We start from the raw sequence: 24052 nt of genomic DNA, 5'->3' as shown, positions 1-24052 counted from the left end.
CCAAAGGTAGAAACCATGAGTGCAATCGTTGATATCGTCGGCCGCGAAGTCCTGGACAGCCGTGGCAACCCCACCGTCGAATGCGACGTGCTGCTGGAGTCGGGTGTGATGGGTCGTGCGGCCGTGCCGTCGGGCGCCTCCACCGGCTCGCGCGAGGCCATCGAGCTGCGCGACGGCGACAAGAAGCGCTACCTCGGCAAGGGCGTGCTCAAGGCCGTCGAGAACATCAACACCGAGATCAGCGAAGCCGTGCTGGGACTGGACGCCTCCGAGCAGGCCTTCCTGGACAAGACCTTGATCGACCTGGACGGCACCGAGAACAAGGGCCGCCTGGGCGCCAACGCCATGCTGGCCGTGTCGATGGCCGTGGCCCGCGCTGCGGCTGAAGAAGCCGGCCTGCCGCTGTACCGCTACTTCGGCGGCATGAGCGCGGTGCAGATGCCCGTGCCCATGATGAACATCATCAACGGCGGCGCACACGCCAACAACTCGCTCGACCTTCAAGAGCTGATGATCATCCCCGTGGGCGCCCCGAGCTTCCGCGAAGCCCTGCGCTGGGGCGCCGAGGTGTTCCATGCCCTCAAGGCCATCCTGCACGACAAGCACATCAGCACCGCCGTGGGCGACGAAGGCGGGTTTGCCCCCTCGGTCGAGAACCACGAAGCCGCGCTGCAGCTGATCCTGCAGGCCATCGACAAGGCCGGCTACACCGCCGGCGACCAGATCGCCCTGGGCCTGGACTGCGCCGCCAGCGAGTTCTACAAGGACGGCAAGTACGTGCTCGAAGGCGAAGGCGGCATCCAACTCACCGCCGAGCAGTGGACCGACATGCTGGCCACCTGGGTCGACAAGTACCCCATCGTCTCCATCGAAGACGGCATGGCCGAAGGCGACTGGGACGGCTGGAAGCATCTGACCGAGCGCCTGGGCCAGAAGGTCCAGCTCGTGGGCGACGACCTGTACGTCACCAACACCAAGATCCTCAAGGAAGGCATCGAGAAGGGCATTGCCAACTCGATCCTGATCAAGATCAACCAGATCGGCACCCTGACCGAAACCTTCGCCGCCATCGAGATGGCCAAGCGTGCCGGTTACACCGCTGTCATCAGCCACCGCTCGGGCGAAACCGAGGACAGCACGATCTCCGACATCGCCGTGGGCACCAACGCCGGCCAGATCAAGACCGGTTCGCTGTCCCGCTCGGACCGAATGGCCAAGTACAACCAGCTGCTGCGCATCGAGGAAGACCTGGGCGACGTGGCCGTGTACCCCGGTCGTGCGGCCTTCTACAACCTGAAGTGATCAGGACTGGCGGCTCCAGGGTCGCCAGACCAACCCATCCAGTCCAATGGCACATCGCATCGTCCCCGGCCTGCTGATCACGCTGCTGCTCGTGCTGCACGCGCAGCTGTGGTTCGGCCGGGGCAGCGTGCCCAAGGTCTCTCGCATGAAGACCGAACTGGCCGTGCTGGAGTCGGTCAACCAGGAAGCGCGGCAGCGCAACGAGCGGCTGGCCAACGAGGTGCGCGACCTCGAAGAAGGCTTGGGCATGGTCGAAGAACTGGCCCGCAACGATCTGGGCATGGTCCGGCCCAACGAGATCTTCGTGCAGATCGCCCACAAGAAGCCCTGAGCTGCGCCGTGGCACTTGTGGTCACGCTGCTCGGCGGCGAATCCACCGGCAAGACATCCCTGGCCCGTGCCTTGTGCGGGCACCTCATGGCAAGGGGTCTGACCACCGAGCTGGTGTCCGAGCATCTGCGCCACTGGTGCGAACAGCAGGGCCGTGCGCCCTACTCGCACGAGCAGGCCGCCGTGGCCCGCGAGCAGGCCCGCCTCACCGACGAGATGGCTTCCCTGCATGGGGTGGACATCGTCGTCGCCGACACCTCTCCGCTCGTGATCGCGGCCTACAGCGAGCTCTATTTCAAGGACCACTCGCTCTGGCACGAGGCCCTGGCCTGGCAGCGCTGTGTGGACCTGACCCTGCTCATGGGTCTGGACCTGCCCTGGGTCGCCGATGGATTCTTCCGCGACAGCCCCGCCGTGCGCGATGCGGTGGACGCAGCGATCCGGCGCGAACTGCAGGCCGCGGGACTGGCCTTCCAGACCATCCACGGCCACGGGCAGACCCGAACCGAACAAGCCCTGCGCGCCATCGGCCGCTGCCTGGGGCAGGACCTCACCACCACCGAACCGTCCCTGACCAGCGGCCGCCGCGCCTGGAGCTGCGACAAATGCAGCGACCCGGCCTGCGAACACCGGCTGTTCAGCGGCCTGCTGGCACGCAACCACACTGGAGACGCACGCCCATGATTCCTGCAACACCCCTGCCCGACTTCCGCTCGCCGGCATTCCTGCGCAACCACATCGAAGACACGCTGTCGTTCTACCTGCCGCGCGCCATCGACCCCAACGGCGGGCTGTTCCATTTCCTGCGCGACGACGGCAGCGTCTACGAGGCCCACACCCGGCACCTGGTGAGCAGCACGCGCTACGTGGTCACCCTGGCGATGGCCGCGCGCCGCGGGCTGGGCGGCGAAGAGGTGCGCCGTGCGCTGCAGCAGGCCTTCGACTTCCTGCCGGTGCACCGCAACCCGGACACCGGCGGCTACGCATGGCTGCTCGACTGGCGGGACGGCCAGGCCCGGGTGCTGGACGCCACCAACCACGCCTATGGCCTGGCCTTCGTGCTGCTGGCCCACGCCCACGCGCACATGGCCGGCGTGACCGGCGCACAAGCCGGCATCGCGCAGACCTACGACCTGCTGGAGCAGCGCTTCTGGGAGCCGGCCCACGGTCTGTACGCCGACGAAGCCACGGCCGACTGGCGCGTGCTGCCCTACCGCGGGCAGAACGCCAACATGCACCTGTGCGAGGCCCTGCTGGCGGCTTACGACGCCACCGGCGAGGCGCGCTACCTGGACCGCGCCGCGCTGCTGGCCGAACACATCACCATCCGGCAGGCGGGCCTGGCCGACGGCCTGGTCTGGGAGCACTACAAAGCCGACTGGTCGGTGGACTGGGACTACAACAAGGACGACAAGACCAACATCTTCCGGCCCTGGGGCTTCCAGCCCGGCCACCTGACCGAGTGGACCAAGCTGCTGCTGCAGCTGCATGAGCGCCGCCCCGATGCGGCCCTGATCGACCGCGCGCGCCATTTCTTCGACACCGCGATGCACAAGGCCTGGGATGGCGAGCACGGCGGCCTCTACTACGGCTTCGCGCCCGACGGCAGCATTTGCGACAGCGACAAGTACTTCTGGGTCCAGGCCGAGTCGCTGGCCGCCGCGGCCCGGCTGGCCACCGTCACCGGCGAGCCGCGCTACTGGGCGGCCTACGAGCACCTCTGGGCCTACTCATGGCGCCATTTCGTGGACCACGAACACGGCGCCTGGTGGCGCATCCTGACGGCCGACAACCGCAAGTACAGCGACGAAAAGAGCCCGGCCGGCAAGGTCGACTACCACACCATGGGCGCCTGCCACGATGTGCTCGATGCTCTGAAGTAAAGGCTCAGTGCGTGCCGCCCGCGACGGGTGGCTGCGCCGCCGCCTGCAGGAAGACCTGCGCGGCGTCGACCGGATCGAAGTGGTACTGCGCGCCGCAGAAGTCGCAACCCACCTCCACCTGTCCCTGCTCGGCAATGATGGACTCGACCTCCTCGCGTCCCAGCGACTTGAGCATGCCCGCCACGCGCTCGCGCGAGCAGGTGCAGGCAAAACGCGGACCTTCGGCGCCGATCTGCGGCTCGAAGCGGCGCACGTCCTCTTCCCAGAACAGGCGGTGCAGGATGGTGTCGGCGTCCAGGGTCAGCAGCTCTTCGCGCTTGAGGCTCGCGGCCAGGATGGCGATGCGGTTGTAGTCCTCGTTGCGGCCGATCTGGTCTTCGTCGCGCGCCATCGCCCCCGCACCAGCCAGGTTGGATTCGCCCTGCAGCGGCAGACGCTGGATCAGCAGGCCCGCGGCGACCTGGTCGTTGGCGGCCAGCACCAGGCGCGTGTCGAGCTGCTCACTCTGCAGCATGTAGTGCTCGATCACTTCGCTGAGCTTCTCCAGCTTTTCGTGGCGGTCACCGAACAGCGGCACCACGCCTTGATAAGGCTGCTGGCCCGGCAGGCGGTCCTTGGGGTCGAGCGTGATGGCGCAGCGTCCCTGGTTGTTGACATTGACCATGTGCGAGAGCGGCGCGTCGGCCGCCACCTCGCCGGTCACGGAAGCGGTGGCGCGCAGGGCCAGGTCGGGCTGCACCTCGGCCACAGCCAGCTTGACCGGACCGTCGCCCTGGATCTGCAGGATCAGCGCGCCATTGAACTTGATGTTGGCCTGCATCAGCGTGGCCGCCGCGGCCATCTCGCCCAGCAGCTCGGTCACCGCCGCCGGGTAGCCACCGGCCTGCTGGCGGCGGCGCAGGATCTCCTGCCAGCTGTCGGTCAGCCGCACCAGCATGCCGCGCACCGGCAGGCCTTCAAACAGGAATTTGTGGAGTTCGGACACTCTGTGCTTTCAGAAAAAGAACGTTGGCAGATCGGGGTCAGCCGATTTTTTTCAAGCCCTGGCGGTAGCGCTCGGCGTTCTCCATGTAATGCAGCGCGCTGCGGCGCAGCCCTTCGATCTGCTCGGGTGTGAGCTGGCGCATGGCCTTGGCCGGGCTGCCGATGATCATGGAGCCGTCCGGGAATTCCTTGCCTTCGGTGACCAGCGCACCCGCACCGACCAGGCAGTTTTTGCCGATCTTCGCGCCGTTGAGCACGATGGCGCCGATGCCGATCAGCGACTCGTCGCCGATGGTGCAACCGTGCAGCATGACCTGGTGACCCACGGTGACGTGGCGACCGATGGTCAGCGGCAGGTTCTTGTCGGTGTGCAGCACCGAGCCATCCTGGATGTTGCTGCCTTCGCCCACCACGATGGGCTCGGTGTCGCCCCGCAGCGTGGCGCCGAACCACACGCTGCTGCCGGGCGCGAGCTGGACGTCGCCGATCACCTGCGCGTTCTCGGCCACCCAGGCCGATTCGGCCACCTGCGGGCGGGTGCCATCGAGTTCATAGATCGCCATGCGAAGGTCTCCTGTGGGCTGCGGGGCAAACCTAGAATTGTAGAGATGCCCACCGTCACCAGCCCCGAACCCAGCCTGCGCGAGGCAGCGCTCGACGCCCTGTGCCTGCCGGTCCCTCAGGCCAAGGTGCAGGCGGCCCATGCGCTGTGGCAGCGGCTGCTGGCGCTGCCCGACGAGGCCGCACGCGAGCAGGCGCTGGCGCCAGCCCAGTCCATCCTTGCGCCCGATGACCGGGTCTTGCCGGGTCGCCCGGCGCAGCCGGTGCTGGTGCCGCCCATGGCGGTGGCGCAGCGCTCACCGTTCACGCCGGAAGGCCTGGCCGCCCTGCTGCACGCGGTCTGCCACATCGAGTTCAATGCCATCAATCTGGCGCTCGACGCGGTCTGGCGCTTCCCCGGCATGCCCGCCGACTTCTACCGCGACTGGCTGCGCGTGGCCGATGAAGAGGCCACCCACTTCGGGCTGCTGCGCGATCACCTGCAGAGCCTGGGCCACGACTACGGCGACTTTCCCGCTCACAACGGCCTGTGGGAAATGTGCGTGAAGACGCAGCACGACATCACCGCCCGCATGGCCCTGGTCCCGCGCACGCTGGAAGCGCGCGGACTGGACGCCACGCCGCTGATCCAGGCCCGGCTGCGCAAGGTCGGCACCCCGGCCGCTCTGCGCGCCGTGGACATCCTGGACATCATCCTGCGCGACGAGGTCGGGCATGTGGCGATTGGCAACCGCTGGTATGGCTGGCTGTGCGAACGGCAGGGCCTGGAACCGCTGTCTCACTACCGGCACCTGGCGCGCGTGCACACGGCGCCCCGGCTGCGCCCGCCTTTCAACAATGAGGCCCGCCGGGCGGCGGGTTTCAGTCAGGCCGAACTCGACTATCTGCTCAGCGCCTGAGCCGAAAACGAATTCGTTTGTATCAAGCGAGGGTGCGACGCGCGCCCGGACGGTGTTTTTCCCCGCGCAGCGTGGCCCATTCCCCTTTATGCTGGGCCACCACCTGGCATCACTCCCGCACGTTGGCCATGAGCACACGAAACATCCAGCTGGACGAATACCTCGGACAGGCGTTTGACCGCATTCCGGTGGCCATGGTCGTGGTCACGCAGCAAGGCATGATCACCCGCGTGAACCGGCTCGCCGAGGCCACCTTCGGCTATACGAGCGAAGAGATGCTGGGACAGCCGGTGGAAATGCTGGTGCCAGAACGCTACCGGCACGCACACCCCGGGTACAGACGCGGCTTCCAGACCGAGGCCACCGCGAGACCGATGGGCGCGGGACGCGATCTGAGCGGACTGCGCAAGGACGGCAGCGAGTTCCCGGTGGAGATCGGCATCAACCCGGTGGACACCGGTGAGGGCCCGATGATCCTGTCGGTGATCCTGGACCTGAGCGAGCGCAAGCAGAACGAACGCCGCATCAGCGACGCACTGCGCGAGAAGGAGCTGCTGCTCGAAGAGGTGCACCACCGGGTCAAGAACAACCTGCAGGTGATCCACAGCCTGCTCGACCTGCAAATGCTCAAGATCGGCGACCCGGATCTGGTGGCCATGCTGCGCGACAGCCAGAACCGCATCCGCTCGATGTCGATGATCCACCAGACGCTGTACCAGTCGCACGACTTTGCCCGGGTCGATTTCCAGCAGTTCCTGGGCGAGCTGCTGCCCAGCCTGATGGACTCCTACGGCATGGTGGCGGGTCATGTTGCGATCAACATCGAGTCGACCCACGTCAAGCTGCCGATCAACGAGGCGATACCCTGTGGCCTGATCGTCAACGAGCTGGTGAGCAACGCGCTCAAGCACGGGTTTCCCGGCCAGCGGCGCGGCACCATCCAGGTGGTGCTGGAGCAGGCAGAGGATGGCAGTGTCAGTCTCTCCATCAGCAACGACGGCGTCGCCATCCCGGAGGATCAGAATCTGGAGCGAACCGGTTCGCTGGGCCTGCAGCTCGTGCGGCTGCTGACACGCCAGTTGCAGGGCACGCTGGAGGTGCAGCGCGCCGACCCCACCCGGTTCACCGTCCACATCCCTCCCGGAGGCCCGCCATGAACCAGCCCGCCCGCATCCTCGTGGTGGAAGACGAAAGCATCGTGGCCTTCAACCTGCAGCAGCGCCTGTCGATGCTGGGGTACGACGTGCCCGCCATCGCGGTCTCGGGCCAGGAGAGCATTGATCTGGTGTCGCAGATGCGGCCCGACCTGGTGCTGATGGACATCCACATCCAGGGCGACATGGACGGCATCGAGGTGGCCGCGAAGCTGCGCGAGACGCACGCTGTCCCGGTGATCTACCTGACGGCCTACTCCGAGGACTCGACCCTGGAGCGTGCCCGCAGGACACGACCTTACGGCTACCTGCTCAAGCCCTTTTCGGAGCGCGAGCTGCACGCCACCATCCAGATGGCGTTCGAGCGCCAGCGACTGGAAAACGAGCTGAACGACAGCCGCCGCCTGCTGCAGCAGGCACTCGATGCCGCCAGCCTGGGGGTCATGGAGCTGGACAAGAACACCACCACCATCACCCCTTCGCCCCGCACCGCCGACCTGATCGGCTGGCCACACGACCAGCCGCTGACACTGCCCGACCTGCTCGCGCGCGTGGACGCCACCGAACGGGACGCCATCGCGGCCAAACTCCACCACTGCCTGAAAGACCTCAGGCATTTCAGCGAAGAGTTCCGTGTGCTCGCAGAAGGCAGCACGCCCCGGTGGATCAAGATCGACGCCGGCCACGTCTCCGACCAGCGCGTGACCGGGGTGGTGCAGGACGTGTCGGAGCGCAAGCAGAGCGAACTGCGGCTCAAGACCCTGAACGAGAGCCTGGAGCATCTGGTCACGGCGCGCACCGATCAGCTCCACCAGAGTCTCAAGGAGCTGGAGGCGTTCAGCTATTCGGTGGCGCACGATCTGCGAGCGCCGGTGCGCGCCATCATCGGCCTGAGCGAAATGCTGCTGCAGACACAGCCGACCCGCTTCGACCAGGACGGGATCGACCTGGTCCAGCGGATTGCCGCCACCGGCCAGCGCATGAGGGCGCTGATCGACGCCCTGCTGCACATGGCCCGTCTGAACCAGGTGCCCATGCAGCTGCGGTTGGTCGACATCAGCGGCATCGCCGGCGAGATCGCCAGCCAGCTGATGGAGTCCGAGCCGCAACGTGTCGCCGAGATCCGGATTTCACCCAAGCTCGAGGCCATGGCGGACCCGACGCTGGTGCGCGCCCTGCTCGACAACCTGATGCGCAACGCCTGGAAGTTCAGCGCCCACAGCAAGATCACGCGCATCGACGTCGGTGCCAAGACGCTCGGCGGGGAAACGGTGTTCTTCGTGCGCGACAACGGCTGCGGCTTCGACATGGCCTCGGCCGACCGCCTGTTCGGCCCCTTCCAGCGCCTGCACCGGGAGGATGAATACATCGGCACCGGCATCGGGCTGACCATCGTGCAGCGCATCGTCATGCGCCACGGCGGTCGCGTGTGGGCGTTTTCCGAGCCCGGGCTGGGGGCGGCCTTCCACTTCACCCTGAGCGCCTGAACACCCAACAGCCGGCATGTGCGGATAATCGCGGATGACCTCCGCCTCCCCCGCCGCATCCTCCGACGCCGGTTTCAGCCAGCTTCCGCTCTCACCCGCCACCCTGGCCAACCTGGAGCAACTGGGCTACCTGCGCATGACGCCGATCCAGGCGGCCTGCCTGCCCCCTGCGCTGCTCGGCAAGGACCTCATCGCCCAGGCCCAAACCGGCAGCGGCAAGACCGCCGCATTCGCCCTGGCCCTGCTGGCCAACCTGAACCCGCGGCGCTTCGCGGTGCAGACCCTGGTGCTCTGCCCCACGCGCGAGCTGGCCGACCAGGTGACCACCGAAATCCGGCGCCTGGCGCGCGCGGAGGACAACATCAAGGTTGTCACGCTCTGCGGCGGCGTGCCGCTGCGCGGTCAGCTGGCGACGCTGGAACACGGTGCACACATCGTGGTGGGTACTCCGGGCCGCATCATGGACCACCTGGAACGCGGCAGCCTGCAACTGGACGCGCTCAACACCCTGGTGCTGGACGAGGCCGACCGCATGCTGGACATGGGTTTCTTCGACGACATCGTCAAAGTCGCCAAGCAGTGCCCCAAAGAGCGCCAGACCCTGCTGTTCTCGGCCACCTACCCTGAAGGCATCGCCAAGCTGGCGGCGCAGTTCATGCGCGATCCGCAGACGATTGCCGTGCAGGCCCAGCACAGCAGCGCGCAGATCGAACAGCGCTGGTACGAGGTGAGCGACAAGGAGCGTCTGCACGTGGTGGGCCAGCTGCTGCTGCACTTCCGCCCGGCCAGCACCATCGCCTTCTGCAACACCAAGGCCCAGTGCCGCGACCTGGTGGCCGTGCTGCAGGCCCAGGGCTTCAGCGCGCTGGCCCTGTTCGGTGAACTGGAGCAGCGCGAACGCGACCAGGTGCTGGTGCGCTTTGCCAACCGCAGCTGCAGCGTGCTGGTGGCCACCGACGTGGCTGCGCGCGGGCTGGACATCGCCAGCCTGGCCGCCGTCATCAACGTGGATGTGACGCCCGACCCCGAGGTGCACATCCACCGCATCGGCCGCACCGGCCGGGCGGGTGAGAGCGGTCTGGCGCTGAACCTGGTGAGCATGGACGAGATGGGCTACGTGGGCCGCATCGAACAGCTGCAGAAACGCGAGTCCGAATGGCACCCGGTGAGCGAACTCGTGCCCGCCAGCGCCGAGCCGCTGCAGCCCCCCATGGCAACACTGCACATCCAGGGCGGGCGCAAGGAGAAGATCCGCCCCGGTGACGTGCTGGGTGCGCTCACCGCCGACCTGGGCTACACGCGGGAACAGGTGGGCAAGATCAACGTGAACGAATGGTCCACCTACGTGGCGGTGGACCGCGCCATCGCGCAGCAGGTGGCCAGCCGGCTGGCCACCACCAAGGTCAAGGGTAAAAGCGTGAAGGTGCGCGTGCTGGAGGACTGAACGCCGGCCGTGATGCGGGACAATCGCGCTTTATCGATTCCCGCACGCCGCCACCATGTCCGACACCGCCCGCCCCGAACTCCCCGACCACCTGAGCATCGACCCGCGCAGCCCCCACCATGTGGCCGCCGTGTTCGAACACGACATCGGCATCCGCTTCAACGGCAAGGAGCGCTTCGATGTCGCCGAGTACTGCATCAGCGAAGGCTGGGTCAAGGTGCAGTCGAGCAAGACGGTGGACCGCCGTGGCCAGCCTGTGCTGATCCAGCTCAAGGGCCCAGTCGAGGTGTTCTACCGCTGAGCGGAGTCCGCGTGCGCCGCCGCCTGCTTCTTTCGTTGGTGACGGTGGGCCTGTGCGGGCACAGCTTGGCGCAGACCACCGGCGCCGCGTCGGCCGAACCGCCCCCCGCCCTGCCCCGCATCACGGTGCCGCAGGATCTGCTGCAGACCGAGGTGGCCAAACGCTTTCCGGTGCGCTACCCGGTCGCCGGCCTGGTGAACCTGGACCTCGGCGCACCGCGCCTGGGCCTGCTGCCGGCACAGAACCGGCTGCGCGCCGAGATGCCGGTGACCGCCGCCGGCGTGGCGCTGGCCCGCACCCAGCAGGGCAGCTTCACGGTCGACTTCGCGCTGCGCTACGAACACAGCGACCGCTCGCTGCGGGCCCACCAGCTCAAGGTCTACCGCTTCCGTTTCCCCGGCCTGCAGCCCGAGGCGGTGGACCTTCTCAACACCTACGCCCCCGCGCTGGCCGAGCAGTCGCTGCGCGAAGTGGTGCTCTACCAGCTGCCACAGAAGGAAGCCGCCATGGCCGACTTGCTGGGCCTGCGGCCCGGACAGATCACGGTCACCGAGCAGGGGCTGCTGGTGGAGCTGGTGCAGCGGCCGCCGCAATAGCCGGGGCGCACGATCCGGCGCCAGGCCGCCCCAAGCCGGATCAGCCCCCTCGGGGGGCAGCGACCCGCGCAGCGGCGGAGCGTGGGGGCTGGCCACATGCTGCGCCAAAGCGCCGCATCAGCATGCCCTGCACCTGCGCCGGCGACAGGCCCTGCGGGGCGTGCTTCGAGGCGAACGCCAGCGCCGCCACCTCGTCCGGATCGAACTTGAGGTAGAGCCGCCGCAGCTGCTCTTCATCACACGCGCCCAGCTCCACCCGCTCGTCGATGCGCCCGGCGCGGATCAGCGCCTCGTCCAGCCGCTCGGCGTGGTTCGTGGTCATGAACAGCACATTGCCCTCCTGCGTCGCCACACCGTCCAGCGCATTGAGGAAACCGGAGAACGACAGCCGCACCTGGGCGTGCGCCGCGTCGCGCTGGCGGAAAAAGGCGTCGACATCCTCGATCAGCAGCAGCGAACGCTGCGGCACGGCCGCCAGCAGGGTGTGGATCTTCTCGTCGGTCACGATGGGCGAAGCCAGGCTGAGCGTGCAGACGTTCAGGTGCAGCTCGGACGCCAGCGCGGTGACCAGCGAGGTCTTGCCGGTGCCCGGAGGCCCGTAGAGCAGGTAGCCGCGGCGCCAGGGAATGCCCAGCTCGGCGTAGCGCCCATGGGCGGCGTAGAACGATTGCAGGTCGGCCAGCAGCGCTTCGGCCTGCCCGGCCTTGAGCACCACAGACGACAGCGGGCGGCGCGAGCCCAGCCGTGCCCGCATCCAGTCCCCGCCGTGGAACGGGTTGGGGATATAGACCGAGAGCGTGTCGCTCTCGCGGCTTGCGCGCGCGTCGATGGCGCGCTGCAGGAAGGCCGACAGCCAGTCACCGGAGCGACCGAAGTGCGACAGGCTGATGCGCTCGAACACGCTTTGCGTCACCTGCAGTTCGCGGCGGATCCAGACCAGCCGGCCGTCGATCCAGAGGATGTGCAGGCCTTCGCCAGGCGACAGATAGGCCCGGGGCGCCTGGCCGGCCCGCAGGTCCTCGGCCAGGCTCTGGTATTCCGTGCCCTGGCGCACGCTGCGGGCCGTGAACTGGTTGACCTGCCGCAGCGAGGGATGGGTGTCCATGTACTCCACGAGCGCCGAAAACAGGAACTCGTCGCGCGAGTCGATGGTGAGTGTGGAGATGAAAAAGCGCTTGCCCCAGGACACCACCAGCCCGGGCACGTCTTTCAGCCAGAACGCCAGCGCGCCGGCCAGCGCCAGCATCGCGGCCTGCGCCACGGGGGTTTGCAAGAAGCCATCCATACCCGGGTTATACCCCCAGGACCATCCCCTCAGCCGCGCGGATGGTGCTGCGCCACGACCGATTTGAGCCGCTCGCGCGCGACATGGGTGTAGATGGTGGTGGTCGAAATGTCGGCGTGCCCCAGCAGCATCTGCACGGCACGCAGGTCGGCGCCGTGGTTGAGCAGATGGGTGGCGAAGGCGTGGCGCAGCGTGTGGGGCGACAGCGGCGAGGTGATGCCGGCGGCCAGCGCGTAGCGCTTGACCAGGTTCCAGAACATCACCCGGCTCATGGCCTCACCGGCCTTGCTGCCGCGCGCGGTGACGAACAGGTCTTCGCTGGCCTGCCCACCGAGGATCTCGGGGCGGCCCTCCTTCAGATAGCGTTGCAGCCACTCGCCCGCGATCTGCCCGAACGGCACCAGCCGCTCCTTGTTGCCCTTGCCGGTGACCCGCAGCACGTGGTCCTGGTGGCCGACCTGAAAGGTGCGCAGCGTCACCAGCTCGCTCACCCGCAGCCCGCTGGCGTACATCAGCTCCAGCATGGCGCGGTCGCGCAGGCCAAGCGGTGTGGCGGTGTCGGGTGCGTTCAGCAGCGCCTCGACCTGGGCTTCGGACAGCGTCTTGGGCACGCGCAGCGGCTGACGCGCCGCGGTCAACCGCAGAGTCGGATCGGCGTCGATGAGGCGCTCGCGCAGTGCCCAGCGGAAATAGCGCTTGAACACCGTGAGGCGCCGGTTGGCGGTGGTCGCCCGGGTCTCGGCGTGGCGGTTGGCGAAGTAGGCATGGATGTCGGCCTCGCCCGCCTGCGGCAGGGAACGCGCGCCATGGGCCGCCAGCCACTGGCCGAACAGCACGAGGTCGCGCCGGTAGGCGTCGAGCGTGTTGCGCGAGAGGCCCTCCTCCAGCCAGAGGGCATCGACAAAGGCGCCCGCGCTCTCTTCGCTGCGCGCGAGCGCCGTGGGGTCCATCAGTCCAGCGAGAGCTTCTGCTTGGTGACGACTTCCTTGTACACCTCGTACTCGGCCTTGATCTGGGCCGTGAACTGCTCGGGTGTGTTGGCCACGATCAGCGAACCGGTGTCCTCGATGCGCTTGCGGACCGCCGGGTCCGTCAGGGCCGTCTTGGTGGTGTTGTAGAGCTTGTCCACCACGTCCTTCGGCATGCCCTTGGGGCCGATGAGGCCGTAGTAGGCCATGCGGTTCACAGGCTCCAGCCCCACTTCCTTGAAGGTCGGCACGTCGGGCAGCACCGGCAGGCGCTGCGGCGCGGCCACCACGATGGGCACCAGGCGACCAGCCTTGATGTGCGGCAGGGCCGACGGCAGGTTGTCAAAGATGATGGGCACCTGGCCGCCCACGGTGTCGTTCAGGGCCGGACCGGCGCCACGGTAGGGAATGTGGGTCATGAACACACCCGCAAGGCTCTTGAACAGCTCGGTCTGCAGGTGGCCGATGCCACCGGTGCCGGAGCTGGCGTAGCTGTACTTGCCAGGGCTCTTCTTGAGCTCGGCGATGAAGGCCTTGTAGTCCTTGGCCGGGAAGCTGGGGTGCACCGCGATCACGTTGGGCGTGGCGGCGATGTTGGTGATGGGGGTGAAGTCGGTGAGCGTGTTGTACGGGATCTTGGGGTTGATCGCCGGGTTCGCCGCCGTGGTGGACACCGTGGCCATGCCGATGATGTAACCGTCGGCGGCGGCACGTGCCAGCTCGGTGGCGCCGATCACACCGCCGCCACCAGCCTTGTTCTCGACCACCACGCTCTGGCCCAGCGATTTGCCCAGCGGCTCGGACATGACGCGCGCGACGATGTCGGTCGTACCGCCTGGTGCGAACGGCACCTGCAGGCGGATGACCTTGGTCGGGTAGGCCTGCGCCCAGGCCACTCCGGTCGCACCCAGCGACATGGCAACCAGACCCAGCCCCATCAGGGAACGGCGAGCAAACATGCGATCTCTCCTTCGTTGTACACAAAACAATAGCAACGGTCATATTACCCCTGCCAGCCCCCCGGGACTGTAGACAGGCTGCACCCGGTTGACCATGGGGAGACTACATAAGTACAAACCCCCGGAAGCAGGCACGTCCGGGCGCTATGCTCGCCCGGTGAACTTTGCCCAACTGCTCTTTCCGGACTTTTCGCTGATCCTCTGCGGCTACCTGGTCTGCCGCTTTACCGCCCTGAACCGGACGGTGTGGGAGCCACTGGAAAGCCTGGTGTATTTCTTCCTGTTCCCGGTCCTGCTCTTCCACTCGATCGTCAAGAGCCCGCTGGACATAGGTGCCGCCTCCAGCCTGATGGCGGCCGGCCTGGCACTGGGCATCTGTGGCATCGCGCTGTCCTATTCGCTGCCTCACTGGCCCTGGCTGGGGCGCCGGCTGGACCCGCGGTTGCACGCCGCCAGCGCACAGGTGGGGTTCCGGTTCAACTCCTTCATCGCCCTGGCACTGGCCGACAAGATCGCCGGCCCCCAGGGGCTGCTGATGATTGCGGTGCTGATCGGGGTCTGCGTGCCATTGTTCAACGTGGGTGCCGTATGGCCGATGGCCCGCCGCGCCAACAAGGGCTTCGCCCGCGAGCTGGTGCGAAACCCGCTGATCATCGCCACCGCCAGCGGGCTCGTCGCCAATTTGCTCGGCTTCACGGTTCCGTCCTGGCTGGAACCGACGGTCAACCGCATCGGGCAGGCCTCGCTGGCCCTGGGGCTGATGGCCGCTGGCGCGGGTATGCGGCTGGGCAGCCTGACCAAGGCCAAGCAACTCGGCGCGATGGTGCTGTGCGTCAAGCACCTGGGCATGCCGCTGCTCGCCTTCGGGCTGGCCATGGCCTTCCGCCTCGACACGGCACAGACCACCATCTTGCTGATGTTTTCTGCCGTGCCGACGGCCTCCAGCTGCTACGTGCTGGCGGCCCGGATGGGCTACGACGGGCCCTATGTGGCCGGTCTGGTGACCCTGTCCACACTGCTGGGCATGGCCAGCCTTCCGTTCGCGCTGGGAATCCTGGCCTAAGGAACCCATAAGGGTCTCAGAGGCCCCTATGGCAAAATTCCAAGGTTTTAGGCCTAGCTCTTTCACAAGGTTTCTCATGAAGATTGCGGTTGCTGGCACCGGCTACGTCGGGCTGTCCAACGCCGTGCTGCTGTCCCAGCACCACGAAGTCGTCGCTCTGGACATCGTTCCCGAGAAGGTGGCGCTGATCAATGCGCGCAAGAGTCCGATCGTCGACGCGGACATCGAAGACTTCCTGGCCCACCAGCCGCTGAACCTGCGCGCCACGCTGGACAAGCACGAAGCCTACGAAGGCGCCAGCTTCGTCATCATTGCGACGCCCACCGACTACGACCCCGAGACCAACTACTTCAACACGCGGTCGGTCGAGGCGGTGATCCGTGACGTGATGCAGATCAACCCGCAGGCAGTGATGGTGATCAAGTCCACGGTGCCCGTGGGCTATACCGCCAAGCTGCGCGAGCAGACCGGCTGCCAGAACCTGCTCTTCTCGCCCGAGTTCCTGCGCGAAGGCAAGGCCCTGCACGACAACCTGTACCCGTCACGCATCATCGTGGGCGAGCGTTCGGAGCGGGCTGAGACCTTCGCCGGGCTGCTCAAGGAAGGTGCGCGCAAGCAGGACATTCCGGTGCTGTTCGTCGATTCGACCGAAGCCGAGGCGGTCAAGCTGTTCTCCAACACCTATCTGGCCATGCGGGTGGCCTACTTCAACGAGCTCGACACCTACGCTGCTGCGCACAACCTGGACTCGCGCCAGATCATCGAGGGCGTAGGACTCGATCCGCGCATCGGCAACCACTACAACAACCCGTCCTTCGGCTACGGTGGCTACTGCTTGCCCAAGGACACCAAGCAGATGCTGGCCAACTACCAGCACGTGCCGCAAAACCTGATCCAGGCGATCGTCCAGTCCAACACCACGCGCAAGGACTTCATCGCCGAGAGCATCCTGAAGCAGAAGCCCAAGACGGTCGGCGTGTTCCGCCTGATCATGAAGGCGGGCTCGGACAACTTCCGGTCCTCCAGCATCCAGGGCATCATGAAACGGATCAAGGCCAAAGGCGTCCGCGTCATCATCTACGAACCCGCCCTGCAGGAAGACGAGTTCTTCCACTCGCCGGTGGTCAACGACCTCGAAACCTTCAAGAAGGAATCGGACGTGATCATCACCAACCGCCTCACGCCAGTGCTGGCCGATGTGCAGGGCAAGGTCTACACGCGCGACCTGTTCGGCAGCGACTGACCCACCAGACACTTTTCGGGGAGAACCTTCATGAAGTCCCACCACGCGCTGTCAGCCATGACCTTGGCGGTCACAGCCCTGATCACCGGCTGTGCCAGCTCCGGCGGATCCACCCCTGCGGTCGCCAACCCCTACAGCAGCAGCGGCGGCAGCTCGCTGGGCGAGGTGCATGTGAACACCATGCGGGTGTTCGGCGACAGCTACTCCGATCCGCGCTTCACGAACTCCATCGGCACCATCAACTGGGCCACGCAGATGCAGGGCCGTGGCACGGTCACGAAATCCGACATCTACGCGCTGGGTGGTGCACGCGCCAGCTACGGCGAAGCCCGCGCCTTCGACAAGCAGATCGACAACTGGCAGAGCCGGGGCAGCGCGATTGGCGACGGCGACCTGACCGTGGTCTACCTGGGCCACAACGACATGGGCCGCAACGGCTCTCCGGACAACAACCTCACCAACGCCAAAAAAGGCTACTCCGACGGCGTGGCCCGCCTGATCGCGGCCGGCGCCGCGGCCGACAACCGCCGACTGTTTGTCACCCAGCTGCACGACTGGGGCCGCGGACCGGGCGTGTCGTCGCTTGCCTCCCAGCAGGTGATTGGCTGGAACAACTACATCGCTTCGGTGGCCAACGCCACACCCAACGTGATCGCGGTGGACATGTACACCGTGTTCCAGCGCGTCTTCAACGAACCCGGCAAATTCGGCTTCAACAACGTCTCGACGGCCAACCCCTCCCGCTCGGCAGTGGACACGCTCTACCACGACGCCACCCACTTCGGCAACCGTGGTCAGGACATCATCACCCGCGTCTATCAGCACTACCTGACCCGCGGCTGGGACTGGGCCAACAGCGTGAGCGCCGGCGCCGACTCGGCCGGGCGCATCAACCAGGACATCGACAACGGCACGCTGGTGCTGTCCATGGCCGAACAGAAGACCCTGCAGCCTGGCTTCAGGTTGCTGCCGCTGGGCCTGCGAGAGGGCGATGCCTTCCAGTTCAACGCACGCAACAGCCGGGTGTTCCAGCCGTTCGCCCAGACGCCGCAAGGCTCTGCGCCGACCGGCCTGGCCTTCGACATGCGCGTCGGATCGGCCGACAACGCCCAGAGCAGCCGCATGGGCATCGCCGTGTTCCAGCAGGACCAGGCCAAGTACCTGTCCACCACCGAGATGCGCAACTCCAAGCAGTACACCTCCGACGCCGTGTCGCTGTACTGGAACAAGCCGGTGTCGGGCTGGGTGATGAGCAGCCAGGTCTCCCACCTGGACCTGAGTTTTTCCAGCCACGCACAAGACGGTCTGGTCCGCCGCACGCTGGAAAACCGCCAGCGCGGCAGCACCTGGTCGTTCGAGAACAAGATGCGTTACCCGATGCGTGGCGACTTCTTCAGCGTCACACCCTGGGTGTCTCTGACCAACCAGTCGCACAGTCTCGACCCTGCCCTGACCTCCACCCTCTACACAACCGACGTGCTGTTCAGCTCCAACCGGGTCAACGAGTGGCTCTCGGGGATCGGCGTGGACCTGCAGACCGACCCGATCAGCCTGAGCGGCCAGCGCAAGCTGCGTTTCGGCGGCAGCCTGCACCACACCTCCAGCCTGTCGCGCGACACCGTGACCGTGTCGATGCGCGAGTCGGGCTCTCCCAACGTCGTGCAGCGCGAGATTTTCCCGCTGTCCAAGGTCGAGCGCACGCAGCTGGGTCTGCAGGCCACCATGGACGTGGCTCGCCACCTCCAGTTCAGCGCCACCTACGGCGCCCAATTGCAGGACGTGCGCAAGACACAGAGCGTGGTGTTCAAGGCCAACCTCCGCTTCTGATCCGCCCTTGATGAAAATCCTGTATGTCGCCGGACGGGAGGCCGCCTACTCACGCACCCGCATCGTGCTCAACGCCATGCGCCAGAACGGCTTTGAGGTGATCGAATGCCTGCCGCCCAACAAGTCATTCAAGCACTACCCGGGCCTGTTGCTCAAGACCCTACTGAACGCCCCCCGCTGTGATGCGGTTGTGGTGGGTTTCTACGGCCAGTTGCTCGCGCCGCTGGTGCGGCTGCTGACCTGGAAGCCCATCCTGTTCGACATGTACATCACCACGTACGACACGATGGTGTTCGACCGGGAGAAGGCGGCCCCCGGCTCGTTCAAGGCCCGCATCTATGGCCTCAGCGACTGGCTGTCCTACAAGATGACGAAGCTATCCATCCTGGACAGCCACCACGTCATCGGCCATTTCGGGCGCACCATCCACACCGAGACCAGCAAGTTCCGCCGGCTCTTCCTGGCCGTGGACGACAGCGTGATCAAGCCGGGGCCTTTGCGGCCCGCTGATGGCGAGTTCCTCGTGCACTTCCATGGCGAATACATCCCGTTCCATGGCGTGCGTCACATCCTCAAGGCCGCCAAGCTGCTGGAACCACATGGTGTGAAGTTCCAGATAGTGGGCAAAGGCCTGACCTACGAAGAGGACATGCAACTGGCCCGCGAACTTGGCCTGCCGCATGTGAAGTTTCTGGACCCAGTGCCATACGCCAAGCTGGCCGAGCTGATGTCCCGGGCCGATGTGTGCCTGGGGATCTTCGGCGACAACGAGCGCGCCAAGCTGGTGCTGACCAACAAGGTCGTCGAGGCGATCGGCGTGGGCAAACCCCTGATCACCAGCCGCAACGAGCCCGTTCAGGAGCTGCTCAAGGACGGCGAAAGCGTGCTGCTGGTGAACCCCGCCGATCCTCAGGCGCTGGCCGATGCCATCCTGCGCCTCAAGAACGACGAGCCGCTGCGCCATCGCATCGCGGCCGCCGGCCACAAGGTGTTCAGGCAGCAGTGCGCCACCGAGACCTTCGGAAAACGCTTCACCGCGATCCTGCACGAGGTGCTGGGTACGCGACGCACCGTCGAATGAGTGAAGCGTCCGGTGCCGCGCCCTGCGTTCATGTGCTGCTGGCGTCCTACCAGGGTGGCAGGTACATCCGTGAGCAGCTGGAGTCGATCGCAGGCCAGACCCACCCCAACTGGACGCTGACCGTCAGCGACGACGGATCGACGGACGACACCGTGCGTCTGTGCGAAGCCTTCGCGGACAAGCACGGGGACCACCGCATCCGGCTCGTCAAAGGACCCGGGCGGCGCTCCACCGCCAACTTCTTCCACCTCCTGCGCACCGTCGAACCCACGTCCAACCACGACCTGATCGCGTTCAGCGACCAGGACGACGTCTGGCTACCGGAAAAGCTCTCCCGCGCCGTGGACGCACTGCGGGCCCTGCGGCCGACCACGGGCCAGCCGGCGCTGTATGCGGCGCGCACCCGCCTGGTCAACGAGCGACTGGAGCCCATCGGCGTGAGCCGCCTGCCACAACGCCCCCTGGGCTTCGGCAACGCCCTGCTGCAGAACGTCGCCAGCGGCAACACCATGGTGTTCAACCAGCCCCTGCTGCGGCTGATGCGCCGGGTCAAACCCGAGCATTCGGTCCTGCACGACTGGACGGCATACCAAGTCGTCACCGGCTGCGGCGGGCAGATGCACTTCGATCCGGAGCCCTGTCTGCTCTACCGCCAGCATGCCGACAACCTGATCGGATCGCAGGGCCGCTCCTGGGACAAGGTGCTGCGCATGGGCATGCTGTTCAAGGGGCAGTACCGCACCTGGGGCGATCAGACGGAAGCGGCCATGAACGACATCGCCAATGAACTGCAGCCCAAGGCGCTGGATGTGCTGCGCAAGTTCCAGGACATGCGCCGCCGCCCCGATCTGATCGGGCGCATGCAAGCCGGACGCCACAGCGGCCTCTGGCGGCAGACCCGTTCCGGCCGCGCCTCGTTCTGGCTGGGCCTGGCCCTCAACCAGCTTTGACCTGGCCCCGGCGGTCCACCCATCACTCTCCATGAGCCAGTCTCCCGTTCCTACTTTTTCTGACCCTGCTTCACCCTGGGTGCTGGTGCTGCTGCCGGTGTACAACGGCCAGCGCTTCCTCACGCAACAGGTGGAGTCCATCCTGAACCAGAGCGGCGTGAGCACCCACCTCCTGTGCCGAGACGACGGCTCTGGCGATGGATCACCCGGACTGCTGCACGAACTCCGGCTGCGCTGGCCCGAGCGCATCACGGTGGTCGAGGACGATCTGGGCAACCTGGGCGCCAGCGGCAATTTCTCATGCCTCATGCGACAGGCACTGGACCTGGAGCCAAACGGCCTCGGAAGAGCGAACTACATTGCACTCTCCGATCAGGACGATGTCTGGCACCACGACAAACTGCTCATCGGACTCAAAGCCATTCAATCGCTTGAGCACGCACGCCCAGGAGCACCCGCCCTCGTGCACAGCGACCTGCGCGTCATTGAAGAAGACGGACGTGAGATCGCTCCTTCGATGGCCCGCTACCAGGGCCTGCGCCCCGACCTCAGCAGCCTCTCGGCCCAGCTCCTGAGCAACACGCTGACCGGCTGCACCAGCCTGATGAACCGGGCTCTGCTGGAGAAAGCCCTGCCGGTCCCTCCCGAAGCCATCATGCACGACTGGTGGCTGTCGCTGGTGGCCAGCGCCCTGGGCAGCCGGACCTACCTGAACCAGTCGCTGATCGACTACCGCCAGCACGCCAGCAATGCCATCGGCGCCAAGGCGCGAGACAAGCCCGTGGCCTTCAAAACCATCGTGCACCGCTTGTTCGACGACCGGCACGGCGAGATCTTTCGCCTCAACGCCCGCCAGGCGCGTGGCTTCTTGGTACGTTTCGGCGGTGAGCTGACCGCCCGCCAGCGGCTTACCACCTGGCTCGCATCCCAGCTGTCGCTGCCTTTTCCGCCCCTGCAGCGCCTGATCTACCGAGTGCTGAGGCGCCTGTGAGCATCCGCCTGTCCATGGTCAGCCACGGCCAGGCCCGGCTGGCCAACCAGTTCCTGCAGGACCTGACCGGAACACACGAAGTGGCTGAACTGGTGGTCACGGAAAACATCCCGGACGCGCCCATGCACCCACCACCCGGCTTGACTGTCCTCGCGCACCACAACCCGTTGCCGTTGGGGTTTGCGGGCAACCACAACCAGGCCTTTGAGGGATGCGAACAAGCGTTCTACTGCGTAGCGAATCCCGACATCCGTTTGCCGATCAACCCGTTCCCGGGCCTCCTGGCCGCAATGCAAGACCCTACAGTGGGGCTGGTGGCTCCGCTGGTGCTCGGCCCGGCCGGACAGCCTGAGGACAACGCGCGGCGCTTTCCCACCCCCTGGAACCTGGCGCAGAAACTCGCTGGCGTGAACGATGGTCGCTACCACCTCATGCCCCAGTCGGATGCCCGCCCGGTCGAATGGGTCGCAGGGATGTTCCTGCTGTTTCGCGCCCAGGCGTTTCGGGATGTGGGAGGTTTTGATGCTAAATTCCACCTCTACTATGAGGATGTGGACATCTGCGCCCGGCTGTGGAAATCGGGCTGGAAAGTGATGTGCGATCCGGGGGTCACGGTGGTGCATGAGGCCCAGCGCGCCAGCCGGCACAGCTTCCGGTACATGCGCTGGCATGCTGCGAGCATGGCACGCTACTTTGGCAAGCACCTGGGCCGCCTGCCACTGGTATAGCCACCCTTTCAAGACGCAAGCCCTTCAGAGCCGCTCCATCCCGATGGGTGGGTGACGGACTTCCACGATCTCGCCCGACACACCAAGCAGGAGAAAAGATGATTCTGGTTACCGGCGCCGCAGGCTTTATTGGCGCGAACTTCGTGCTCGACTGGGTCGCACAGTCCCAGGAACCCGTCGTGAATCTGGACAAGCTGACCTATGCCGGCAACCCCGAGAACCTGGCCAGCCTGCAGGGCAACCCCGGACACATCTTCGTTCAGGGTGACATCGGCGATCGCTCCCTTGTTGACCGCCTGCTGGCCGAACACAAGCCCAGGGCAGTGGTGAACTTCGCTGCAGAAAGCCACGTCGACCGATCCATTCACGGACCGGAGGACTTCATCCAGACCAACGTCGTCGGCACCTTCCACCTGCTGGAGTCTGTGCGTGCGTATTGGGGTTCTCTTGAAGGTGAAGCCAGGGCTGCTTTCCGGTTCCTGCACGTCTCGACCGACGAGGTCTACGGCACGCTCGGCCCGAACGATGCTCCGTTCACCGAGACCACACCCTACACGCCCAACAGCCCCTACTCGGCCTCCAAGGCGGCCAGCGACCACCTGGTGCGCGCCTACCACCACACCTACGGTCTGCCGGTGCTGACCACCAACTGTTCGAACAATTACGGTCCCTACCACTTCCCCGAGAAGCTGATCCCGCTGATGATCGTCAACGCCCTGGCCGGCAAGCCACTGCCGGTCTACGGCGACGGCATGCAGGTGCGCGACTGGTTGTTCGTCAAGGACCACTGCAGTGCGATCCGCCGCGTGCTCGAAGCCGGAGCGACTGGTGAAACATACAACGTGGGCGGCTGGAACGAAAAGCCGAACATCGAGATCGTCAAGACGGTCTGCGCGTTGCTGGACGATCTGCGCCCCCGTGCCGACGGCCAGTCCTATGCCACGCAGATCACCTACGTGAAGGACCGGCCGGGCCACGACCGCCGCTACGCCATCGACGCAACCAAGATTCACCGCGAACTGGGCTGGAAGCCTGCCGAAACCTTCGACACCGGCATCCGCAAGACCGTGCAGTGGTACCTGGACCATCCCGACTGGGTGGCGCACGTGCAAAGCGGCGACTACCGGAACTGGATCGGCCAGCAGTACGGAGCGCTTGCATGAAGATTCTCCTGACCGGCAAAAACGGCCAGGTCGGGTTTGAGTTGCAGAGAGCCCTGGCGCCACTGGGCACCGTTCATGCAGTGGATTCAAGCGACTGCGACCTGGCCGACGAACAGGCGCTGCGAGCCCTGATCAGAGCCTCGTGCCCGGACCTTATCGTCAATCCTGCCGCGTACACCGCGGTGGATCGTGCCGAAGATGAAGCCGGCGGGCAACTCGCCACCGCGGTCAATGCCATCGCCCCCGGCGTCATGGGTGAGGAAGCCGCGCGTCTGGGCGCCGCAGTCATCCACTACTCCACCGACTACGTTTTTGACGGCCACAAGGCCACGCCATACGTGGAAACGGATCCGACCGCCCCTCTGGGGGCCTATGGGCGCAGCAAGCGCGATGGCGAGCTGGCCTTGATGCGCAGCACTCCGCGGCACATCGTGCTGCGCACCAGCTGGGTGGTCGGAGCTCACGGAAACAACTTCGCCAAAACCATGCTCCGCCTGGCGGCCGAGCGCGACGAGTTGCGCGTGGTCAGCGACCAATTCGGGGCACCCACCTCTGCCGCGCTGATCGCCGATGTGACCGCGCATCTGGTGCGCCAGCTGCAACGTACGGGCACGGAGCCTTTCCCCTACGGCCTCTACCACGCAACGGCCGGAGGGGAAACCAGCTGGTGCGACTACGCCCGCTTCGTGATCGGGTACGCACTGCGCACGGGACACGCCCTGCGCGTCACTCCCAACGAAGTACACCCCATCGGCTCCGACCAGTACCCCACGGCAGCCCGACGCCCGACGAATTCGCGCTTGGACACCACCCTGTTTCGCTCCACCTTTGGCTTTGAACTGCCGCCATGGCG

At 66.2% G+C, this 24052-nt stretch carries 24 protein-coding genes; 19 read left to right on the top strand and 5 right to left on the bottom strand.

All coding sequences use genetic code 11. The features are described 5' to 3' along the window. Positions 1-15: 15 nt before the first annotated feature. Genes eno through HPS01S_RS11075 form a run of 4 tightly spaced genes read left to right on the top strand, consistent with a single transcriptional unit; the run spans position 16 to position 3515 of the window. On the top strand, positions 16-1302 hold the full coding sequence (gene eno / locus HPS01S_RS11090; RefSeq protein ID WP_066155533.1) for a phosphopyruvate hydratase: 1287 nt from the start codon (positions 16-18) through the stop codon (positions 1300-1302). A gap of 46 nt (positions 1303-1348) precedes the next feature. Then, on the top strand, positions 1349-1633 hold the full coding sequence (locus HPS01S_RS11085) for a septum formation initiator family protein (protein ID WP_066155530.1): 285 nt from the start codon (positions 1349-1351) through the stop codon (positions 1631-1633). An 8-nt stretch (positions 1634-1641) separates the two neighbouring features. Next, positions 1642-2316 (top strand): AAA family ATPase, encoded by a 675-nt coding sequence (locus tag HPS01S_RS11080; RefSeq protein ID WP_066155527.1) that lies wholly within the window; start codon positions 1642-1644, stop codon positions 2314-2316. Beyond that, positions 2313-3515, top strand: a complete 1203-nt coding sequence (locus HPS01S_RS11075; RefSeq protein WP_066155524.1) for an AGE family epimerase/isomerase — start codon at positions 2313-2315, stop codon at positions 3513-3515. The genes HPS01S_RS11080 and HPS01S_RS11075 overlap by 4 nt, the downstream gene beginning before the upstream one ends. 4 nt (positions 3516-3519) lie before the next feature. Here HPS01S_RS11075 and hslO read toward each other — a convergent pair whose 3' ends face one another. Both hslO and HPS01S_RS11065 read right to left on the bottom strand, forming a co-directional pair. Beyond that, a complete protein-coding gene (hslO, locus tag HPS01S_RS11070) occupies positions 3520-4500 on the bottom strand; it encodes an Hsp33 family molecular chaperone HslO (RefSeq protein ID WP_066155521.1) in 981 nt (326 codons plus the stop codon). Positions 4501-4537: 37 nt separating this feature from the next. Further along, on the bottom strand, positions 4538-5062 hold the full coding sequence (locus tag HPS01S_RS11065) for a gamma carbonic anhydrase family protein (protein WP_066155517.1): 525 nt from the start codon (positions 5060-5062) through the stop codon (positions 4538-4540). A 45-nt stretch (positions 5063-5107) separates the two neighbouring features. On the opposite strand from HPS01S_RS11065, the gene HPS01S_RS11060 reads away from it, so the two are divergent. From HPS01S_RS11060 to HPS01S_RS11035, 6 genes are all read left to right on the top strand, one after another. Next, on the top strand, positions 5108-5959 hold the full coding sequence (locus tag HPS01S_RS11060) for a ferritin-like domain-containing protein (protein ID WP_066155514.1): 852 nt from the start codon (positions 5108-5110) through the stop codon (positions 5957-5959). Between the two features lie 128 nt (positions 5960-6087). Continuing rightward, on the top strand, positions 6088-7116 hold the full coding sequence (locus HPS01S_RS11055) for a sensor histidine kinase (protein WP_066155512.1): 1029 nt from the start codon (positions 6088-6090) through the stop codon (positions 7114-7116). Continuing rightward, positions 7113-8600, top strand: coding sequence for a sensor histidine kinase (locus tag HPS01S_RS11050; protein ID WP_066155506.1), 1488 nt, complete (start codon positions 7113-7115; stop codon positions 8598-8600). Before HPS01S_RS11055 ends, HPS01S_RS11050 begins: the two co-directional genes overlap by 4 nt. A 34-nt stretch (positions 8601-8634) precedes the next feature. After that, positions 8635-10044 carry an ATP-dependent RNA helicase DbpA gene (gene dbpA / locus HPS01S_RS11045; RefSeq protein ID WP_066155503.1) on the top strand — a complete coding sequence of 470 codons (1410 nt, stop codon included), beginning with the start codon at positions 8635-8637 and terminating at the stop codon, positions 10042-10044. Between the two features lie 55 nt (positions 10045-10099). Then, positions 10100-10345: a DUF3297 family protein gene (locus tag HPS01S_RS11040; RefSeq protein WP_066155501.1), complete on the top strand. Its 246-nt coding sequence runs from the start codon at positions 10100-10102 to the stop codon at positions 10343-10345. 11 nt (positions 10346-10356) lie between these two features. Then, the gene (locus tag HPS01S_RS11035) at positions 10357-10941 is read left to right on the top strand and encodes a DUF1439 domain-containing protein (RefSeq protein ID WP_157576257.1); all 585 of its coding nucleotides are present in this window, start codon (positions 10357-10359) and stop codon (positions 10939-10941) included. Positions 10942-10981: 40 nt separating this feature from the next. Here HPS01S_RS11035 and HPS01S_RS11030 read toward each other — a convergent pair whose 3' ends face one another. The 3 genes from HPS01S_RS11030 to HPS01S_RS11020 are packed head-to-tail and all read right to left on the bottom strand — an operon-like array spanning position 10982 to position 14153. Further along, positions 10982-12214, bottom strand: a complete 1233-nt coding sequence (locus tag HPS01S_RS11030) for a BCS1 and AAA domain-containing protein (protein ID WP_169803940.1) — start codon at positions 12212-12214, stop codon at positions 10982-10984. Positions 12215-12255: 41 nt separating this feature from the next. Further along, positions 12256-13176, bottom strand: a complete 921-nt coding sequence (gene xerD / locus HPS01S_RS11025; protein ID WP_066155489.1) for a site-specific tyrosine recombinase XerD — start codon at positions 13174-13176, stop codon at positions 12256-12258. Next, positions 13176-14153: a tripartite tricarboxylate transporter substrate binding protein BugE gene (locus tag HPS01S_RS11020; RefSeq protein ID WP_066155487.1), complete on the bottom strand. Its 978-nt coding sequence runs from the start codon at positions 14151-14153 to the stop codon at positions 13176-13178. Before HPS01S_RS11020 ends, xerD begins: the two co-directional genes overlap by 1 nt. Before the next feature lie 157 nt (positions 14154-14310). Here HPS01S_RS11020 and HPS01S_RS11015 point away from each other — a divergent pair, with 157 nt between their 5' ends. The 9 genes from HPS01S_RS11015 to rfbD all read left to right on the top strand — a co-directional run. Beyond that, entirely contained in the window at positions 14311-15216 is a 906-nt protein-coding gene (locus tag HPS01S_RS11015) for an AEC family transporter (RefSeq protein WP_066155484.1), read from the top strand. A 76-nt stretch (positions 15217-15292) separates the two neighbouring features. Next, the gene (locus tag HPS01S_RS11010) at positions 15293-16459 is read left to right on the top strand and encodes a nucleotide sugar dehydrogenase (RefSeq protein WP_066155481.1); all 1167 of its coding nucleotides are present in this window, start codon (positions 15293-15295) and stop codon (positions 16457-16459) included. Between the two features lie 30 nt (positions 16460-16489). Further along, positions 16490-18286, top strand: coding sequence for a GDSL-type esterase/lipase family protein (locus tag HPS01S_RS11005; RefSeq protein WP_066155478.1), 1797 nt, complete (start codon positions 16490-16492; stop codon positions 18284-18286). A gap of 10 nt (positions 18287-18296) precedes the next feature. After that, positions 18297-19367, top strand: coding sequence for a glycosyltransferase (locus HPS01S_RS11000; protein ID WP_066155475.1), 1071 nt, complete (start codon positions 18297-18299; stop codon positions 19365-19367). Then, positions 19364-20317 (top strand): glycosyltransferase family 2 protein, encoded by a 954-nt coding sequence (locus HPS01S_RS10995; RefSeq protein ID WP_084397286.1) that lies wholly within the window; start codon positions 19364-19366, stop codon positions 20315-20317. Before HPS01S_RS11000 ends, HPS01S_RS10995 begins: the two co-directional genes overlap by 4 nt. Before the next feature lie 31 nt (positions 20318-20348). Then, positions 20349-21308 (top strand): glycosyltransferase family 2 protein, encoded by a 960-nt coding sequence (locus tag HPS01S_RS10990; RefSeq protein ID WP_084397284.1) that lies wholly within the window; start codon positions 20349-20351, stop codon positions 21306-21308. Then, entirely contained in the window at positions 21305-22036 is a 732-nt protein-coding gene (locus HPS01S_RS10985; RefSeq protein ID WP_207959203.1) for a glycosyltransferase family 2 protein, read from the top strand. The genes HPS01S_RS10990 and HPS01S_RS10985 overlap by 4 nt, the downstream gene beginning before the upstream one ends. Positions 22037-22134: 98 nt before the next feature. Beyond that, complete coding sequence (rfbB, locus tag HPS01S_RS10980; RefSeq protein ID WP_066155466.1) at positions 22135-23199, top strand: dTDP-glucose 4,6-dehydratase; 1065 nt, start codon at positions 22135-22137, stop codon at positions 23197-23199. After that, positions 23196-24052: dTDP-4-dehydrorhamnose reductase (gene rfbD, locus HPS01S_RS10975; RefSeq protein WP_066155463.1), on the top strand; the 857-nt coding region annotated here is incomplete at its 3' end. The genes rfbB and rfbD, both read left to right, overlap by 4 nt.

The sequence above is a fragment of the Hydrogenophaga pseudoflava NBRC 102511 genome, assembly GCF_001592285.1.
GTDB lineage: Bacteria > Pseudomonadota > Gammaproteobacteria > Burkholderiales > Burkholderiaceae_C > Hydrogenophaga > Hydrogenophaga pseudoflava.
Note: the sequence above shows the minus strand (reverse complement) of the source record. Positions and strands in the feature narration are given on the sequence as shown.

What these genes read in the sequence shown, in the direction of transcription:
- HPS01S_RS11040 (WP_066155501.1), top strand. Translation starts at nt 10,100, where the DNA reads ATGTCCGACACCGCCCGCCCCGAACTCCCCGACCACCTGAGCATCGAC.
- eno (WP_066155533.1), top strand. Translation starts at nt 16, where the DNA reads ATGAGTGCAATCGTTGATATCGTCGGCCGCGAAGTCCTGGACAGCCGT.
- HPS01S_RS11050 (WP_066155506.1), top strand. Translation starts at nt 7,113, where the DNA reads ATGAACCAGCCCGCCCGCATCCTCGTGGTGGAAGACGAAAGCATCGTG.
- HPS01S_RS11055 (WP_066155512.1), top strand. Translation starts at nt 6,088, where the DNA reads ATGAGCACACGAAACATCCAGCTGGACGAATACCTCGGACAGGCGTTT.
- HPS01S_RS10990 (WP_084397284.1), top strand. Translation starts at nt 20,349, where the DNA reads ATGAGCCAGTCTCCCGTTCCTACTTTTTCTGACCCTGCTTCACCCTGG.
- HPS01S_RS11000 (WP_066155475.1), top strand. Translation starts at nt 18,297, where the DNA reads ATGAAAATCCTGTATGTCGCCGGACGGGAGGCCGCCTACTCACGCACC.
- HPS01S_RS11060 (WP_066155514.1), top strand. Translation starts at nt 5,108, where the DNA reads ATGCCCACCGTCACCAGCCCCGAACCCAGCCTGCGCGAGGCAGCGCTC.
- rfbB (WP_066155466.1), top strand. Translation starts at nt 22,135, where the DNA reads ATGATTCTGGTTACCGGCGCCGCAGGCTTTATTGGCGCGAACTTCGTG.
- HPS01S_RS11010 (WP_066155481.1), top strand. Translation starts at nt 15,293, where the DNA reads ATGAAGATTGCGGTTGCTGGCACCGGCTACGTCGGGCTGTCCAACGCC.
- HPS01S_RS11075 (WP_066155524.1), top strand. Translation starts at nt 2,313, where the DNA reads ATGATTCCTGCAACACCCCTGCCCGACTTCCGCTCGCCGGCATTCCTG.
- dbpA (WP_066155503.1), top strand. Translation starts at nt 8,635, where the DNA reads ATGACCTCCGCCTCCCCCGCCGCATCCTCCGACGCCGGTTTCAGCCAG.
- HPS01S_RS11020 (WP_066155487.1), bottom strand. Translation starts at nt 14,153, where the DNA reads ATGTTTGCTCGCCGTTCCCTGATGGGGCTGGGTCTGGTTGCCATGTCG.
- HPS01S_RS11085 (WP_066155530.1), top strand. Translation starts at nt 1,349, where the DNA reads ATGGCACATCGCATCGTCCCCGGCCTGCTGATCACGCTGCTGCTCGTG.
- HPS01S_RS10995 (WP_084397286.1), top strand. Translation starts at nt 19,364, where the DNA reads ATGAGTGAAGCGTCCGGTGCCGCGCCCTGCGTTCATGTGCTGCTGGCG.
- HPS01S_RS11005 (WP_066155478.1), top strand. Translation starts at nt 16,490, where the DNA reads ATGAAGTCCCACCACGCGCTGTCAGCCATGACCTTGGCGGTCACAGCC.
- HPS01S_RS11065 (WP_066155517.1), bottom strand. Translation starts at nt 5,062, where the DNA reads ATGGCGATCTATGAACTCGATGGCACCCGCCCGCAGGTGGCCGAATCG.
- xerD (WP_066155489.1), bottom strand. Translation starts at nt 13,176, where the DNA reads ATGGACCCCACGGCGCTCGCGCGCAGCGAAGAGAGCGCGGGCGCCTTT.